16 protein-coding genes are annotated in these 15,802 nt (G+C 73.9%); 4 read left to right on the top strand and 12 right to left on the bottom strand.

The window, feature by feature from the left end; genetic code table 11:
* Window positions 1–26: 26 nt before the first annotated feature.
* The 8 genes from rarD to LOK46_RS11720 form a co-directional block, all read right to left on the bottom strand.
* On the bottom strand, window positions 27–923 hold the full coding sequence (gene rarD, locus LOK46_RS11685; RefSeq protein ID WP_273563926.1) for an EamA family transporter RarD: 897 nt from the start codon (window positions 921–923) through the stop codon (window positions 27–29).
* A 150-nt stretch (window positions 924–1,073) separates the two neighbouring features.
* Window positions 1,074–1,676, bottom strand: coding sequence for a pyridoxamine 5'-phosphate oxidase family protein (locus tag LOK46_RS11690; RefSeq protein WP_273563927.1), 603 nt, complete (start codon window positions 1,674–1,676; stop codon window positions 1,074–1,076).
* Complete coding sequence (locus LOK46_RS11695; protein ID WP_273563928.1) at window positions 1,673–2,005, bottom strand: lipid-A-disaccharide synthase N-terminal domain-containing protein; 333 nt, start codon at window positions 2,003–2,005, stop codon at window positions 1,673–1,675. Before LOK46_RS11695 ends, LOK46_RS11690 begins: the two co-directional genes overlap by 4 nt.
* Entirely contained in the window at window positions 1,999–2,781 is a 783-nt protein-coding gene (locus LOK46_RS11700) for a glycosyltransferase (protein ID WP_273563929.1), read from the bottom strand. The genes LOK46_RS11695 and LOK46_RS11700 overlap by 7 nt, the downstream gene beginning before the upstream one ends.
* Window positions 2,778–4,499 (bottom strand): ArnT family glycosyltransferase, encoded by a 1,722-nt coding sequence (locus LOK46_RS11705; RefSeq protein WP_273563930.1) that lies wholly within the window; start codon window positions 4,497–4,499, stop codon window positions 2,778–2,780. The genes LOK46_RS11700 and LOK46_RS11705 overlap by 4 nt, the downstream gene beginning before the upstream one ends.
* A 165-nt stretch (window positions 4,500–4,664) precedes the next feature.
* Window positions 4,665–6,098, bottom strand: coding sequence for an MmgE/PrpD family protein (locus LOK46_RS11710; protein WP_273563931.1), 1,434 nt, complete (start codon window positions 6,096–6,098; stop codon window positions 4,665–4,667).
* Window positions 6,095–7,285 carry a cystathionine beta-lyase gene (gene metC, locus LOK46_RS11715; RefSeq protein ID WP_273563932.1) on the bottom strand — a complete coding sequence of 397 codons (1,191 nt, stop codon included), beginning with the start codon at window positions 7,283–7,285 and terminating at the stop codon, window positions 6,095–6,097. The genes LOK46_RS11710 and metC overlap by 4 nt, the downstream gene beginning before the upstream one ends.
* 107 nt (window positions 7,286–7,392) lie before the next feature.
* Window positions 7,393–7,566: a ribosome modulation factor gene (locus LOK46_RS11720; RefSeq protein ID WP_012319140.1), complete on the bottom strand. Its 174-nt coding sequence runs from the start codon at window positions 7,564–7,566 to the stop codon at window positions 7,393–7,395.
* Between the two features lie 88 nt (window positions 7,567–7,654).
* Between LOK46_RS11720 and LOK46_RS11725 the strand changes: the two genes are divergently transcribed.
* Window positions 7,655–7,924, top strand: a complete 270-nt coding sequence (locus tag LOK46_RS11725; RefSeq protein WP_273563933.1) for a hypothetical protein — start codon at window positions 7,655–7,657, stop codon at window positions 7,922–7,924.
* Window positions 7,925–8,025: 101 nt separating this feature from the next.
* Here the strand turns inward: LOK46_RS11725 and ntrC are convergent, their stop codons facing one another.
* The 3 genes from ntrC to dusB are packed head-to-tail and all read right to left on the bottom strand — an operon-like array spanning window position 8,026 to window position 11,705.
* Window positions 8,026–9,492, bottom strand: coding sequence for a nitrogen regulation protein NR(I) (gene ntrC / locus LOK46_RS11730; protein ID WP_273563934.1), 1,467 nt, complete (start codon window positions 9,490–9,492; stop codon window positions 8,026–8,028).
* Between the two features lie 48 nt (window positions 9,493–9,540).
* A complete protein-coding gene (locus LOK46_RS11735; RefSeq protein ID WP_273563935.1) occupies window positions 9,541–10,683 on the bottom strand; it encodes a two-component system sensor histidine kinase NtrB in 1,143 nt (380 codons plus the stop codon).
* Window positions 10,680–11,705, bottom strand: a complete 1,026-nt coding sequence (gene dusB / locus LOK46_RS11740; RefSeq protein WP_273563936.1) for a tRNA dihydrouridine synthase DusB — start codon at window positions 11,703–11,705, stop codon at window positions 10,680–10,682. Before dusB ends, LOK46_RS11735 begins: the two co-directional genes overlap by 4 nt.
* A 171-nt stretch (window positions 11,706–11,876) precedes the next feature.
* Here dusB and LOK46_RS11745 point away from each other — a divergent pair, with 171 nt between their 5' ends.
* Window positions 11,877–13,208, top strand: coding sequence for a bifunctional 2-C-methyl-D-erythritol 4-phosphate cytidylyltransferase/2-C-methyl-D-erythritol 2,4-cyclodiphosphate synthase (locus tag LOK46_RS11745; protein WP_273563937.1), 1,332 nt, complete (start codon window positions 11,877–11,879; stop codon window positions 13,206–13,208).
* A 343-nt stretch (window positions 13,209–13,551) separates the two neighbouring features.
* Here the strand turns inward: LOK46_RS11745 and LOK46_RS11750 are convergent, their stop codons facing one another.
* A complete protein-coding gene (locus LOK46_RS11750) occupies window positions 13,552–13,950 on the bottom strand; it encodes an MAPEG family protein (protein WP_273563938.1) in 399 nt (132 codons plus the stop codon).
* A 103-nt stretch (window positions 13,951–14,053) separates the two neighbouring features.
* Here LOK46_RS11750 and LOK46_RS11755 point away from each other — a divergent pair, with 103 nt between their 5' ends.
* Window positions 14,054–14,551, top strand: coding sequence for a CinA family protein (locus tag LOK46_RS11755; RefSeq protein WP_273563939.1), 498 nt, complete (start codon window positions 14,054–14,056; stop codon window positions 14,549–14,551).
* Between the two features lie 23 nt (window positions 14,552–14,574).
* Window positions 14,575–15,792 carry an FAD-dependent oxidoreductase gene (locus LOK46_RS11760; RefSeq protein WP_273563940.1) on the top strand — a complete coding sequence of 406 codons (1,218 nt, stop codon included), beginning with the start codon at window positions 14,575–14,577 and terminating at the stop codon, window positions 15,790–15,792.
* Window positions 15,793–15,802: the final 10 nt, after the last annotated feature.

Below are 15,802 nucleotides of genomic sequence, written 5' to 3' on the forward strand. Positions count from 1 at the left end.
CCCGCGGCGGTTCATACCAGTATTCCTTATACACGCATCGCGTCGGGATCCGACCGCGCGGCCGCGGGGGGCGGCAGCCGGCGAAACCGCAGAGCGTCGATCGTGTAGAGCGCGAGCGCCACCCAGATCAGCGCGAGCATCAGGGCCCGATGCGGCTCGACGCGCTCGCCGTAGACGAGGACGCTCAGGACGAGCAGGCAGGTCGGCGCCACGTACTGCAGGAGACCCAGGGTCGTGAGCCGCAGGCGCACCGCCGCGGCGGCGAACCAGATCAGCGGCAGCGCGGTGGTCAGGCCGGTGAGCATCAGCAGGGCGCGGTCCCCCGGCGCGGCCGGCAGGAACGGCTCGGGCGACAGGACGAGCCAGACGATCGCGGCCGGCAGGAGCAGCAGGGTCTCGGTCAGGAAGCCGACCAGCGCGTCGACGCCGACGATCTTCCGGGCGAGGCCGTAGAGGGCGAAGCTCACCGCCAGCGACAGCGACATCAGCGGCAGTTCCCCGGCCCACACCACCGCGACGGCGACGCCGGTCGCGGCGACGCCGATCGCGACCGCCTGTGCCGGGCGCAGGCGTTCGCCCAGCACCACCCGGCCGAACGCCACGCTCACCAGGGGATTGATGTAGTAGCCGAGGCTCGCGTCGAGCAGGTGCCCGCCGCTGACCGCGTAGAGGTAGAGCAGCCAGTTCACGCCGATCATCGCCGCCGAGAGCAGCAGCAGCGCGTGGCGCTTCCGGAGCGGCAGCGGCAGGTTCAGGCGGTGGCGCGCCGCGAGGATCAGCGCCAGCGCGCCGGCGAACACGCTCGACCAGACGATCCGCTCCGACAGGATGTGGTACGGGGAGTAGGCCCCGAGCATCCGGAAATGCACCGGGACCAGGAGGCCCCAGCTCAGATAGGCGGCGAGCGCGTAGACGAGGCCCACGGAGTCCTCCCGATCGACCCGGTTGGGCGGCCGGGTCCGCGGGCTTTAGCCCGGACGGCCCGATCGCGACAGGCCGGGCGGTGCAGGGCTGCCATCCGGACCGGCGGGCCAGCCCGTGCGGACCGGCCCGGCTCCCGGACGGCGCTCCGGTTACGGCGCGATCCAGCCACCGGACCACCCGCCGGCCAGCCGATGCCAGGCGGCCCGGCGGTGCCCGCGGCGGTCGAGATAGAGGAAATCCAGCCGCTCGGCCCGGACCAGAACGGCGGCGAAGTGCGGCCGGCCGCGCGTCGCGGCCGCGGTCTCGTCCGGCAGGCTGTAGGCGTCCCCCGCCGGCAGCGCCGCGCCAGGGCCGGGCTCCGCCCCGTAGCAGACCCGGCTCATCGCCCGGGACCCGGTCCAGGCCGCCTCGGCCAGCGCGTCGTCGGTGTGCAGCGCGGCGCGGCCCTCGACGCGGATCTGGATCTTCGCGGCCGCGTCGTAGGCCGCGAGGGCGCAGGCGGGAGCGGCCCGGATCTCGGCGGCCTTGTCGGAGCGGCGGTCGCAGTGGAACCGGAGCGTTCCCTCGGCCGGGTCGGCGGCGCGCAGGACCACGGTGCGCAGCCGGGGCCCGCCGTCGGCCCCGAGCGTCGCCAGCGTCGGCAGGTGGAGGCCGCCACGGCCACGGGCGGCCCCGTCCGCCAGCAGCCGCCAGAGTTCGGCGAAGGTGGCGTCGAGGTCGTCGTAGAAGGCGGGCAGCGGCGTCCGTGTCATGCGGCGCCCCGCTTCCTCCGCCGCTCGCGGAAGATCAGCGCGAGGTTGCGCAGGTAGATGCCGGTGGAGAGGCCCTGGCCGATGATGATCACCGGCTCGCGGCGCACGAACCCGTAGACCAGTGTCATCATCCCGCCGAGGATCGATAGGAACCAGAACGACAGCGGCATCACGCTCCGCCCGGCCCGCTCGCTCGCGATCCATTGCAGGATGAAGCGCGATCCGAACACCAGCTGGGCGACGATGCCGAACACCAGCCAGAAGTCGAGCCGGGTGACGAACACGTCGTAGAAATAGGCCGGCAGATCGTGGGCGAGCTGGATCAGCATCCGACGTCCTGGTCCGCGGGTTGGCCGGCCGGCTGGTCCGCCGCCGGGCCGGCGATCTCCTCGGGCCGCGGGTCCGCGCGCTTGCGCCGGATCAGCCACCAGACGCCGGCGAGGTCGAGGAGCCCGACCCAGAGGCGGTCGAACAGGCCGTAATTGGACACCCCCGTCAGCCGCGGCCGGTCGACCACGTCGCGATGAACGACGGAGAAGCCCTCGCGGGCGACCAGGGCCGGCATGAACCGGTGGAGGGCGTCGAAGTACGGCAGCCTGAGATACACGGCGCGGCGGAACACCTTCAGGCCGCACCCGGTATCGCGGGTGGAATCGTTGAGGATCCGCCCGCGCACGCCGTTGGCGATCCGGGACTGGAGCATCTTGAAGCGGCCGTCCTTGCGGCCGCGCCGCTGGCCCTGGGCGAGGCCGGCCGCCGGTCCCGCCGCCTCCAGGGCCGCGAGCAGCGCGGGGATGAAGGCCGGATCGTTCTGGCCGTCGCCGTCGAGGGTCGCGACGATCCCGCCGCGGGCTGCCAGGACGCCGCTGCGCACCGCCGCCGACTGGCCGCCGCCCCGCGCGTGGCGCAGCACCCGCAGCCAGGGGCGCCCGGCCCGGGCCGCCGCCAGCGCCGCCGGCGTGCCGTCGGTGGAGCCGTCATCCACGTAGATCAGTTCGAAGGCGAGACCCACGCAGGCGGCCTCGATCTCGGCCACCAGGGGCGCGATGTTGCCGGCCTCGTTCTTGACCGGCACCACGACGGTGAGATGGGGGGACTCGCTCACGGAGCCACCGCGTAGGCCGTCACGAAGACCCGGCGGCCGGTGTTGAGGTTGAAGCCCTCGACCTCCGCCAGGGGCGCGGGCGCGCCGCGGCCGACCGGCCAGGCCGCGTTGAAATCGTCGCGGTCGCGGGATTCCACGAAGAGCAGGCGGCAGCCGCCGCCCTCGAGGAAGGACCGGGCCGCGGCCCCGTCGGGCGGCAGGGCGAGGCCGGTGCCGACGAGGAAGACGAGGCTCGGCTCGCGGTAGCCGAGGCTCGCCACGAGCGGGTTCGGGCAGGGCATCCGCTCGCGCAGGGCCGCGAGCCGCGGCGAGACCTTCAGGGCCGGCAGCGAGCGCTGCGCCACGCCCAGCACCGCGGGCCCGAGCAGGGCTGAGGCCAGCACGCCGAGGACGAGGGCGCGCTCGGCGGATCCCTGCGCGAAGGCGAGCCAGGCCAGGATCGCGACCGCGCAGGCGGCTGCGAGCAGCGGGAGGGCCGGCCACGGGATCGTGTGGGCGTCGAGGCGCCAGCCGGCGAGGCAGAGGCCGAGGGTCAGGGCGACGGGGATCGCCGGCAGCAGCAGGGCCGTCAGGCGGGCGCCCCGCAGGCGCGGGTCCAGCGCCCCCCGGTTCAGCGCCAGCACGGTCAGGATCGCGAGCCAGGGCATCAGCGGCAGCACGTAGTGGGGCAGCTTGGTCGGCACCGCCTCGAAGATCAGCCACGCCGGCAGCACCGCGGCGATGAGGAAGGCCGGGGCGGCCTCCCGCCGCGCCCGCCACGCGAAGGGCAGGCTCATGGCGGTGAAGGCCGCCGCCGGCCAGAAGGTCGCGAAGAAGACGAGCGCGTAGGCGCCGGGCGGTCCCCAGTGCCGCTCGGCCGCCCCGCCGACCTTGCCGAGCATGTCGTGCCCGACCGCCTCGGCGTAGAAGGTGCCGCCGCTCTTCCAGGCGATCGCCGCGAACCAGGGCGCCACCAGCAGGAGCGTGAGGGCGAGGCCCGGCCAGGGCCGGAGCGGCAGCAGCCAGCGGCCGCACCGCGCCGCGAGCGACAGGCCGAGCGCCGGCAGCGCGACGAAGAGCGGCACCATCGGCCCCTTCACCAGGATCCCGACCGCCATCCCGAGCCAGAACGCCGCGAAGGTCGGCCCTGAGACCGGCCTGCCGTCGCGCGGCGCCAGCCACGCGCGGGCGAGCGCCGCGAGGCTCGCGGTGGCGCAGGCCGCGAGCAGCGCGTCGGTCTTGGCGAGGTGGGCCTCGGCCGAGAGCATCAGGCAGGCGCCGTAGAGCGCGGCCGCCAGCAGCGCCGACCGCCGGGGCACGAAGCCGAGCGCCGCCCAGTAGGCGAGCAGCACCGAGGCGACGGCGCCGATCAGCGAGGGGATGCGGTACAGGGCGATCTGGGTGCGCGCCTCGGGCACGCCCAGCGCCTCGCCGGCCGCCACGGCGGCGGCCTGCGCCCAGTAGATCCCCACCGGCTTCTTGTGCCGCGCCTCCCCCTGGAAGCGGATATCCACGAGGTCGCCGCTCTCCAGCATCTGCTTCGAGGCCTGGGCGAAGCGGGGCTCGTCCCGGTCCATCGGCTGCAGCGAGATCTGGCCCGGCAGGAACAGGATCAGGCACAGCGCCAGCAGGGCGGCGACGGCCCGGGCATGGGTGAGGCTCAGCGCGTCGAGCCCGCGGCCGATCCGGTCGACGGGGGCAAGGCGCGGCGCGCCGCCGGCGGAGAGGCTCGTGGTCATGCCGGGCCGGTCAATCAGGAACGCGGCGCGAGGTCAAATGGACGGGCGCTTCCTCCTGATCCCGGGGCCGACTCGCGTCGGACCGCCCCCGGGTCGCGGTGCCGCGTCCGCGGCCCATCGCGCGCTGCGAGAGGCGTGCGACCCTGAGGGGCCGCGGCCCCGCTCTCAGGCGGTCAGCAGCGGTCTCAGCGCGCGCATGTCGGGTACCGATTCCAGCGCGTTGACGCGCCCGATCAGGCGCTCGGTCGAGTCCGGTCCGAGCACGGGCGTCATTAGGTCCCGCGCCTTCGCGTTCACCGCCTCGGTGCTCAGCGGGTTCTCCCGGGTCCCGGGCGGATGTCGCGTGTGATGCTCGACGATCCGGCCGTCCGCGAGCGTGATCGCCACGACGGCGCCGCGCGGGGCCGCGGGGTCCATCAGCGCCGGATCGCCGACCAGCTCGACCTTGGCCTTCTGGGCCGCGATCGCGGGATCGTGCATCAGCCCGGCATCGTGGCTGTCGGCGAAGGACACCGCCCCCTTCACCAGCGCCAGCGCGACGAGGTGCTGACAGCTGACATCCGGCATGGCGCTCGACCCGACGATGCCGACCGCGTCGGTGGGCACCTTCACGAGGATGTGCCGGACCGAATCCGGTGTCAGGCCGTACTGCCGGCGCAGCGTCAGCGTCGCGTCGAGCGGTGACTGGATCGGGTAGCCCACCGAGTAGGTCTTGATCGCCGTCTCGGTGACGAAGAAGCGGCTGCCAAGCCCCTCCAGCATCAGCTCGGGCTTCGGCGCGCTCGAGAGGGCGTTGAGCAGGTTGTGGCGTCCGTCGAGCACGTCGGCGACGCCGGTCAGCCCCGCCTCGACCATCCCGACCGCCGTGACGCCGTTGCGCGCGCCCATGCCGGCGAAGTCGAACGCCTTCTCGACGTGGTCCTCGTCGCGCACCCAGCTCCACAGGCCGGAGACCTGCTGCGCCCCGTAGGAGAGCGCGAACCGCATGCCGCGCTCGTCGAGCCGGGCGAGGGAGGCCGCCGCGCCGAGCGCGCCGAAGGTGGAGCTGGTGCCCTCGGCGCTCCGGTGCGTGCCGCGCACGAGATCGGGGCCGAGCGCCAGGAGCAGGCGGCAGCAGAGGTCGTAGCCGAGCGCCACGGCCCGGATGAATTCGAGGCCGGAACTGCCGTGCAGCTCGGCGAGCGCCAGGGCCGCCGGGACCGTCGCGCAGCCGGGATGAGCCTTGGTCACGGGCTCGAAATCGTCGGTCTCGTCGGCGTGCGCGCACATGGCGTTGGCCAGGGCCGCGTTCACCGTCGTCGTCCGGAAGCCGGACGCGACGACGCCCGCCTGCTCGGTGCCTCCGAGGCCGCGGACATAGGTGAGCGCCATCTCGCCCGGCCGCATCCGCGCGCCCGAGACCATGGCGGCCAGGGTGTCGAGGATCCGGTGCTTGCAGGCGGTCATGACCTCCGGCGGCAGCGCCTGGTCCCGCGCCGCGGCCATGTAGTGCGCGAGCCGACCGGTCACGTCCGCCTCCGCGGCCGAGACCGGGAGGGCCCCCGCGAGGGCGAGAGCGCCGGCGCCTCCGATCAGGTGACGCCGGTTCGGCCCGCTCACGACGCCGCCCGGAGGCGCGCGAAGCCGGCGTCGAGGTCGGCCTTGAGGTCGGCCGTGTCCTCGAGCCCGATGTGGAAGCGGAGCGCCGGTCCGCCGGGGGCCCACCGGGTCGCGGTCCGGTAGCCGGCGCAGTCGAACGGGATCACGAGGCTCTCGAAGCCGCCCCACGAGAAGCCCATTCCGAAGAGCTGCAGGCCGTCCAGCATGGCGGCGACCGCGGCCTCGGGCACCGGCTCGAGGATCACGCCGAACAGGCCGGAGGCGCCGGAGAAGTCGCGCTTCCAGATCGCGTGGCCCGGATCCTCCGGCAGGCCGGGATGGAGCACCCGCAGCACCTCGGGCCGCGCCTGGAACCACCGGGCCATCTCCAGACCGGCGCGGCCGTGCTCGCGCAGGCGCAGGTTCATGGTGCGCAGGCCGCGCAGCGCCAGGAAGATGTCCTCGGCGCCGGCGCACATGGCGAAATGGTCGAAGGTGCGGCGCACGGCCGGGTAGTAGCGCGCGTTGGCGGAGGTCAGTCCGATCAGCAGGTCCGAGCCGCCGCTCAGGTACTTGGTGCCGGCCTCCACGGCGATGTCGACCCCGCGCGCGTGCGGGGGAAACAGCAGGGGCGTCGCCCAGGTGTTGTCCATGATCACGCAGGCGTCGTTGGCGTGCGCGACCTCGGCGATGGCCGGGATGTCCTGCATCTCGAAGCTCTGCGAGCCGGGCGCCTCGACCAGCACGGCCCGGGTGTTCGGGCGCATCAGCGCCGCGATGCCGGTCCCGATGACCGGGTCGTAGTAGGTGATCTCGACGCCGTAGCGCGCCAGCACGCCGTCGCAGAACTGGCGGGTCGGCCGATAGGCTGAGTCGGTGACGAGGAGGTGGTCGCCCGCCGACACCGCGGCCATCAGCGCGACGGTGAGCGCCGCGAGCCCGGAGGGCGTCACGACGGTGCCGGCGGCGCCGGCGACTTCCGTCCACGCCTCGGTCAGCGCGTCCATGGTGGGCGTCGCCGAGGTGCCGTAATTGTAGCGCCCGCGCCGGTTCTTGATCGCGTCGTAGGTCGGGTAGAGGACCGTCGAGCCGCGGTAGATCGGGGTGTTCACGAAGCCGTGCTGCTCGCCCGGGTCGCGGCCCGCGTGGACGAGGCGCGTCGCGGGCGCGAAGGTCTGCTTGGCGTCGGGCGAGGGCTTCAGGGACATCGAGGCTCGGAGATCGCGTTGCGGTGCACCGCACGAAGCGCGCCGCGCCCGGCGAGGTCAAGCCGGACGCGCGGGCTCGCAGCGCCGGGCCGCCGCGTTTTCCGCGATCACGGCTTCTCGGGCGGATCCGAGACGACGGCCTCCTCGTAGGCCTCCATCCACGCGGCGCGCTCCTGGGAGCCCTCCGGATAGGGGCATTCGCTCACGGGCTTCCCGTAGAGGCGCGCGTTGCGGCCCTGGATGAACGGGCTGTCGCTCGCGGTGGCCTGGACGTTGGTCAATATCGCCTCCCGAAGACTTGGAGTGGGGCTTCGTTAACGGCCGCGCCGTAAATCTGTTGCCGTCTCAAGTCGCGTCCCGGGTCGTCGCTTGCGTATCCTGCGTTCCCTCCTCGGCGCCGTCCTCGTCCTCGTCTCGACGGCGACCGTCGCCCTCGTCAGCGCCGACCGGCTCGCCCATCTGGCGCCGGCGCCGGTGGTCCGTGCCGCCCAGGCCGAGCCCTCGGCGACGGGGTCGATCCCGGCCCCCGCGAAGGCCGCGCCCGCGCCGAAGCCGGCCGTGCCCAGCATCCCGAACGGGTTCGACACCGAGCGGCTGCACGCGCTGATGCGCGGCGACCCGATCCTGCCGGGCCGCTGAGAGCGGGCGGGATCGCGCGCATCCCACCCTCGGCCCGATCCCGGGGCGCGCCGCGCGCACCTCGGGATGTGGGGACTTGGCCGGATCGGCCGGGGATCGCCCTACCGCGCCGTCCGGAAGACCTGCAGGTCGAGGTCGCGGACCTTCTTGCGCAGGGTGTTGCGGTTGACGCCGAGCAGCTCCGCGGCGCGGATCTGGTTGCCGCGGGTGGCGGCGAGCGCCGCGCCGATCAGCGGGCCTTCGATCTCCCGCAGGATCCGGTGATACAGCCCGGGGGGCGGCAGCGTGTCGCGATAGCCGGAGAAGTAGTCCGAGAGGTGGCGCTCCACCGCGCTGGACAGGGTCTCCGATTCGCCATTGGCCTTGCGGGCGGCGCCGTTGGCGGTCGGCGACGCGGGCGTCGCCAGCGGCAGCGTGTCGAGCTCGGCCTCGATCACCGGGCCGGTGATCGTCTCCTGCGGGTAGAGCGCGGCGAGCCGCCGGACGAGGTTCTCCAACTCGCGGACGTTGCCGGGCCAGCGGTAGCGCTTCAGCCGCTCCATGGCGTCGCCGTCGAGGGTCTTCCGGGTCAGGCCCTCGCGCTCGACCAGCACGAAGAAGTGGCGGACGAGGTCGGGCACGTCCTCGGAGCGCTCGCGCAGGGCCGGCAGCCGCAGCGGCACGACGTTGAGGCGGAAGAACAGATCCTCGCGGAAGATGCCCTGCTGGATCGAGACCCGCAGGTCCTTGTTGGTGGCCGCGATGATCCGGACGTTGGTGCGGATCGGGACCCGCCCGCCCACCGTCGTGTACTCGCCCTGCTGGAGCACGCGCAGGAGTCGCGTCTGCGCCTCCATGGGCATGTCGCCGATCTCGTCGAGGAACAGCGTGCCGCCCTCGGCCTGCTCGAACCGGCCGGCGGAGCGCTGGAGCGCCCCCGTGAAGGCGCCCTTCTCGTGGCCGAACAACTCGGACTCGATCAGGTCGCGCGGGATCGCCGCCATGTTGACCGGCACGAACGGGCCGGTGCGGCGGCGCCCGTAATCGTGCAGCGCCCGGGCGACCAGCTCCTTGCCGGTGCCGGACTCGCCGGTGATCATCACGGTGAGGTCGGTCGGCATCAGCCGGGCGAGGGCCCGGTAGATCTCCTGCATGGCCGGCGAGCGGCCGACCAGCGGGATGTCCTCGTTCTCGGGGGGCGCCCCGGCCGGCGCCGCGCCGCGGGGGCGCGAGAGCGCCCGGCCCACGATGGCGATCAGCTCCTTCAGGTCGAAGGGCTTCGGCAGGTACTCGTAGGCGCCCCGCTCCGAGGCGCGGATCGCCGTCATGAAGGTGTTCTGCGCGCTCATGACGATGATCGGCAGCTCCGGCCGCACCCGCTTGATGCGCGGCAGCAGGTCGAACACGTTCTCGTCGGGCATGACCACGTCGGTGATGACGAGGTCGCCCTCCCCCTGCGCGACCCAGCGCCAGAGGGTGGCGCAATTGCCCGTCGAGCGGACCTCGTAGCCCGCCCGTGACAGCGCTTGGTTCAGCACGGTGCGGATGGCGGCGTCGTCGTCGGCGACGATGATGTGGCCGTTCGGCATGACTCTCTACTCAGACCTCCGACGGGGGGCCGGATTCGGGGATCGACATCACGGATCGACCGCCGATTCGCGCCCGTCCCGGGCACTCGACATCGGCAGAAGGATGCGGAACGCCGTGCGGCGCGGGGCGGGGTCGCACTCGACGATCCCGCCGTGATCGCCGACGATCTTGGCCACCAAAGCAAGACCCAGGCCGGAGCCCTGCGCCTTGGTGGTGACGAACGGGTCGAACAGGTCGGGCAGCAGGTCGGCCGAGATGCCCGGGCCGTTGTCGCGCACCGCCACCTCGATCGGCAGGCTGACCCGCTCCCGGGAGCCCGGCACCTGCAGGCGCAGGCCGGTGCGGAAGGCGGTCGACAGGGTGATCTCGCCCTCGACCGCGTCCGGGCCGATCGCCTCGGCGGCGTTCTTCACGAGGTTCAGGATCACCTGGATCAGCTGGTCGCGGTTGCCCAGCACCGGCGGCAGCGACGGGTCGTAGGTCTCGATGAACCGGATGTGCCGCGCGAAGCCCGACTGCGCCGAGCGCTTCACCTGGTCGAGCACCCCGTGGACGTTGACCGCGCCGCGATCCGAGGGGCGCTCGTCGCCGAACAGCTCCATGCGCTCGACGATGCGGACGATCCGGTCCGACTCGTCGCAGATCAGGCGGGTGAGCAGCCGGTCCTCCTCGGCGCCGGTGCTCTCGAGGAGCTGCGCCGCGCCGCGGATGCCGGCGAGCGGGTTCTTGATCTCGTGGGCCAGCATCGCGCCGAGCGCCACCATCGAGCGCGCCGCGCCGCGATGGGTGAGCTGGCGGTTCATCTTGTCGGCGATGGTGCGCTCCTGGAGCATCATCACCACGGCGTCGCCGTCGTCGCCGAGCGGCGTCGCGAACACGTCGACGCTGCGCTCCAGGCCGAGGCGCGGCTGGGTCAGCTCGACCCGGTACTCGCTGACGCTGGCGCGGCGGCGCCGGACCTCGGCCACCAGCGCGATGATCGGCGAGGCGAACGGGATGATGTCGCGGAGCCGCCGGCGCTGCATCAGCCGCGCCGAGTAGTCGAAGAACGCCTCCGCGGCGTGGTTGCAGTGGAGGATCTGCTCGTCGGCGCCGATGGTCAGGACCGGCAGCGGCAGCGCGTTCAGCACGGCCTCGGCGGCGGTGTCGCGCCGGGTGCCGGGCTCGCGCGGGAGGGGCTCGTCGCTCACGCGGCCTCCCGGACGGGGTTCGCCGCGCCCGCGAAGGCCCGGGCCAGCAGGGTCAGCGCGGTCTCCGGATTGGTGGTGGTGAGGAGGGTCGCGCGCTCCGCGGAACCGAGCGCGCCGCCGGTCTCCGCGTAGGCGGCGAGGTGCTTGCGCGCGTGGCGCACGCCCATGTCGCGACCGTAGAGCGACAGCAGCCCCGCGTAGTGCTCGGCGGCCAGGGCGGCCTGCTCGGCCCGGGACGGCTCCGCGGCCGGCCGGCCGGCGAGCGCGGCGGCGACCTGCCCGACCAGCCAGGGGCGGCCGGTCGCCGCGCGGCCGATCATGACCCCCGCGGCGCCCGAGGCGTCCAGGCAGGCGCGGGCGCTGGCGAGGTCGGTCACGTCGCCGTTGGCGATCACCGGGATCGACACCGCCGCGACGACGGCGCGGATCGCCGCCCAGTCGGCGCTGCCCTTGTAGAATTGCTGGCGGGTGCGTCCGTGGACCGTCACGGCGTTCAGGCCCAGGCGCTCGGCGCGGGCGGCGAGGTCGGCGGCGTTGCGGCTCGCGTCGTCCCAGCCGAGGCGCATCTTCACGGTCACCGGGACCGAGACCGCGCCCCGCACCGCGGCGAGCAGGCGCTCGGCGTGGTCGAGATCGCGCATCAGCGCAGAGCCCGACGCGATCCCGGTCACGATCTTGGCCGGGCAGCCCATGTTCACGTCGATCACGTGGGCGCCCCCGGCCTCCGCGAGGCGGGCGGCCTCCGCCATCGGGCCCGCCTCGCAGCCCGCGAGCTGGACGACGTGCAGATCGACGCCTGAACCCTCGGCGCGCAAAGTGGCCTCGCCGGATCCGCGGGTGAATTCCCGGGCCGCCACCATCTCGGAGATGACCGCGTCGGCGCCGCAGCGGCGGGCGACGCGGCGCATGTGCAGGTCGGTGACGCCCGAGAGCGGGGCGAGCAGGCAGAGCGGGGCGGGGTCTGCCCCTTCCGTCGTCGCTCCCGCGCGGCGCAGCGCGCTCAAATAATGGTCAGTCGTCATTCTGCACAACAATGAGGCAAGTCCGGTCCGCTGGCAAGCGGGACCGCGCGTTGATTTCGGGCCCTCCCCCGCTTAAACGACGGGCACCCTCGGCGGCAGGGTTACGGCGGCACTGCTGGCCCGCGCGCTGGCCGCCCCTCCGCCCCTCAGGACCTCACGAGTTCGTTGCCCATGCCCGCCACCGGCACGCCAGCCACCGGACCCGCCAGCGCGGGAGCCGGCGTCGCCGCGGTGGTGGTCGCGGCCGGACGCGGCATCCGCATCGGCGGCGGCACCCCCAAGCAGTACCGCCGGGTCGGCGGGCAGGCGGTCCTGACGCGCACCCTGGCGGCGCTCGCGGCGGACGACGCGATAGCGCGGATCCAGCCGGTGATCGCGGCCGACGCGGCGGACTTCTTCCGGAGCTGCCTGGAGGAGCTCGCGCCGGCACTTCGCGCCAAGATCACCCCGCCGGTCGACGGCGGCGCGACGCGCCAGCTCTCCGTGCGCGCCGGTCTCGAGGCGCTGGCCGCCGGCGACGCGCCGGAGATCGTGCTCGTCCACGATGCCGCCCGCCCCTACGTGGATTCCGCGCTGATCGCTCGGGCGATCGCGGCCGGGCGCGACCACGGCGCGGCCGTTCCCGGCGTGCCGGTGACCGACACCGTCAAGCGCGTCGTCGACATCGCGCCCGGCATCGGCCGGGTGCACGAGACCCCGCCGCGGGAGCACCTGCGCGCGGTCCAGACCCCCCAGGCCTTCGCCTTCGGCCCGCTGCTCAAGGGCCACCGGGACGCCGCCGCGCAGGGCCTCGACGGCTTCACCGACGACGGCGCCCTCGCCGAATGGGCCGGCCTGCCGGTGGTGGTGTTCGCGGGCGACGTCGCCAACCGCAAGATCACCCAGCCCGCCGACCTGATCGAGGCGGACCGCGCCTTCGCGACCGAGACCACCGAATTGCCAGCGCCGGGAGCCCGCGCCATGACCACCTACGTGACCCGCCTCGGCACCGGCTTCGACGTGCACGCCTTCACCACCGGCGACCATGTCTGGCTGGGCGGGGTGAAGATCCCCGCCGACCGCGGCGTGCTCGCCCATTCGGACGGCGACGTGGCGCTGCACGCCCTGACCGACGCTCTGCTCGGCGCCATCGCGGACGGCGATATCGGCACCCACTTCCCGCCCTCCGACGAGCGCTGGCGCGGCGCCGCCTCCGACCAGTTCCTGGCCCATGCCTGCGACCTGGTCCGCGCCCGCGGCGGCCGCATCGACCACCTCGACATCACGGTGCTCGCCGAGGCGCCGCGCATCGGCAAGCACCGCGAGGAGATCCGGGCGCGCATCGCCGCCATCGCGGGCGTGCCGCTCTCGGCGGTCTCCATCAAGGCGACGACCACCGAGAAGCTCGGCTTCGTCGGGCGGGCGGAGGGTCTCGCCGCGCAGGCCGCCGCGACGGTCCGGCTGCCCGAGGAGGACGGCCCCGCCCTCGACGCGCAGTCCGAGACCGCGATGCGGCAGGGCTGAGCGGTTTCGGGGCGAGCGCGGTCGGAGCAGGGGCGACCGGCCCCACCGTCGCGGGCTCGCCGATCAGCGCGGTTTCAGGACCGGGCGCGGGTCCCCTCTTCCGCACGGGAGAGGTCTGCTCTCGCAGAGGCGGGTGAGGGATCCCCGCCCTCCCGAGCGGATGCCCCGCGCACGCGCGTCGACGGCGTCCTCGATCCTGACGCTTCTCGTCCCTCACCCCGACCCTCTCCCGCACGGGAGAGGGGGCGCGTCGCGCTCAGGCCTCGGCGTCGGTCTCTGCCGGAGTAGTGTGCGTACCGTGGCCCGTTCGGGCGATCGGGCCCACGACCGGCCGCGGTGCTGATCAGGCCACCCGCACCAGCAGCGCGATCGCCGCGACGCCCATGGTCGCCATCGTCAGCAGGATGCCGCCGCCCCGGCAGGCGAACTGGCGCGGCGAGTTCGGGGGGGCGAACATCCCGATCGGGTGCAGGATCCGGGCGACCAGCAGGGCGATCAGCAGGGCTCGGACCAGCCCGTGACTGCCGCCGCTCGCCTCGAGCAGGCCGATGACGATCAGGGCGAGCGGGACGTATTCCGCGAAATTGGCGTGCGAGCGCACGCGCTTGAGCACCGTGTCGTCGCCGCCGTCGCCGAACAGAACGTTCTCGGAGACCCGGCTCGCGATCACCCATCCCGAGAGGCCCAGATACACGAGGGCGAGCAGCCCGGCATAGAAGGCCGTGGTCGCGGGGAAGATCATGGAATGGGTGTCTCCGATCGGCGGCCGCCGGTCCTTGAGCCGGGCTCGGCCTTGCGTCACAACATGAGATAGGGCGCCGCCGCCCGAGGGGAGCCCGTTCGCGATGGTCGACGACGCAGAGCTTCTCGCCCGGGCCGAGGCGCTGGTGGCCGCCTACGCGGCGGACGGGCGCACCGTCGCCACCGCCGAATCCTGCACGGGCGGCCTCGTGGCCGGGCTGCTCACCGCGGTGCCGGGCTCGTCGGCCGTCCTGGAGCGCGGCTTCGTCACCTACTCGAACGAGGCGAAGGCCGAGGCGATCGGCGTGCCCATGGACCTGATCGGCCGGCACGGCGCGGTCAGCGAGGCCGTGGCCCGGGCGATGGCCGTCGGGGCGCTGGCCGCGTCGCGGGCCTCCGTCGCGGTGGCGATCACCGGCATTGCCGGCCCCGGGGGCGGGAGCGCCGAGAAGCCGGTCGGGCTGGTGCATTTCGGCCTCGGCCAGCGGGACGGCGAGACGCGTCACCTGGAGCGGCGCTACGGTGATCTCGGGCGCGCGGGCATCCGCCGCGCCGCCGTGGCCGACGCGCTCGGCCTCTTGGAGGACGCCCTCGGCGACTGATCACGGTACGGGAAGGACGGCCCATGGATACGGTGACGACCCGCCTCTGCATCGTCGGCGGAGGCCCCGCCGGGATGATGGCCGGACTGCTGTTCGCCCGCGCGGGCATCGACGTCACCGTGCTGGAGAAGCACGCGGACTTCCTCCGCGATTTCCGCGGCGACACCATCCACCCCTCCACCCTCGACCTGATGGACGAGCTGGGCTTCACCGAGCGCTTCCGCGCCCTCCCCCAGCGGCGCGTCGAGAACTTCTCCGGCGTCGTCGACGGGCGCAGCTACCGGGTCGCCGATTTCAGCCGGCTGCCGACCCGGAACCGCTTCCTGTCCTTCATGCCGCAATGGGACTTCCTGGATTTCCTGGCCGGCGAGGCCGCCCGCTACCCGGCGTTCCGCCTGATCCGCCGCACCGAGGCGCAGGACCTGATCGAGGCGGAGGGCCGCATCGTGGGCGCGCGCGCCGCCGGGCCGGACGGTCCGGTCGAGATCCGGTCCGATCTCGTGCTCTGCGCGGATGGCCGTCACTCGCGGATGCGCGCGCAGGCGGGTTTCGCGCCTCGGGCCTTCGGCGCGCCGATCGACGTGCTCTGGTTCCGCCTGCCGCGCCGGGACGGCGACCCGGAGGCGGCGGCCGGGCGGTTCGGACCGGGACGGATCCTCATCACCCTCGACCGGGGCGACACGTGGCAATGCGCCTACGTGGTGCCGAAGGGCGGCGACGCCGCGCTCCGGGCGAAGGGCCTGCCGGCCTTCCGCGCGGCGGTGGCGCAGATCGCCCCGTTCCTGGCCGACCGCGCCGAGGCCATCGCCGACTGGGACGACGTCAAGCTCCTGACCGTGACGGTCGACCGGCTCGACCGCTGGCACCGCCCGGGCCTGCTCTGCATCGGCGACGCCGCGCACGCCATGTCGCCGGTGGGCGGCGTCGGGATCAACCTCGCGATCCAGGACGCGGTGGCGGCGGCCAATCTCCTGGCCGAGCCCCTGCGGGCGGGTCGCCTCGCGGAGGCCGACCTCGCCCGGGTCCAGGCTCGGCGGATGTTCCCGGTGCGGGCGACGCAGGCGCTGCAGCGCGTGATCCAGTCCCGCGTGATCGCCGCGTCGCTGGCGGCCGACGCGCCGTTCCGGGCGCCGCTGGCGCTACGCCTCCTCGACGCCCTGCCGCGGCTTCAGGTCCTGCCGGCGCGGATGATCGGGATGGGCGTGCGGCCCGAGCACGTGCGCGTGCCGGCGCGGGCCTGACGCCGTCTCT

The sequence above is a fragment of the Methylobacterium sp. NMS14P genome, assembly GCF_028583545.1.
Lineage (GTDB): Bacteria > Pseudomonadota > Alphaproteobacteria > Rhizobiales > Beijerinckiaceae > Methylobacterium.

Coding starts and splice junctions, on each gene's coding strand:
- LOK46_RS11695 (WP_273563928.1), bottom strand. CDS start 2,005: ATGCTGATCCAGCTCGCCCACGATCTGCCGGCCTATTTCTACGACGTG.
- LOK46_RS11745 (WP_273563937.1), top strand. CDS start 11,877: ATGCCCGCCACCGGCACGCCAGCCACCGGACCCGCCAGCGCGGGAGCC.
- dusB (WP_273563936.1), bottom strand. CDS start 11,705: ATGACGACTGACCATTATTTGAGCGCGCTGCGCCGCGCGGGAGCGACG.
- LOK46_RS11760 (WP_273563940.1), top strand. CDS start 14,575: ATGGATACGGTGACGACCCGCCTCTGCATCGTCGGCGGAGGCCCCGCC.
- LOK46_RS11750 (WP_273563938.1), bottom strand. CDS start 13,950: ATGATCTTCCCCGCGACCACGGCCTTCTATGCCGGGCTGCTCGCCCTC.
- LOK46_RS11755 (WP_273563939.1), top strand. CDS start 14,054: ATGGTCGACGACGCAGAGCTTCTCGCCCGGGCCGAGGCGCTGGTGGCC.
- LOK46_RS11690 (WP_273563927.1), bottom strand. CDS start 1,676: ATGACACGGACGCCGCTGCCCGCCTTCTACGACGACCTCGACGCCACC.
- LOK46_RS11705 (WP_273563930.1), bottom strand. CDS start 4,499: ATGACCACGAGCCTCTCCGCCGGCGGCGCGCCGCGCCTTGCCCCCGTC.
- ntrC (WP_273563934.1), bottom strand. CDS start 9,492: ATGCCGAACGGCCACATCATCGTCGCCGACGACGACGCCGCCATCCGC.
- metC (WP_273563932.1), bottom strand. CDS start 7,285: ATGTCCCTGAAGCCCTCGCCCGACGCCAAGCAGACCTTCGCGCCCGCG.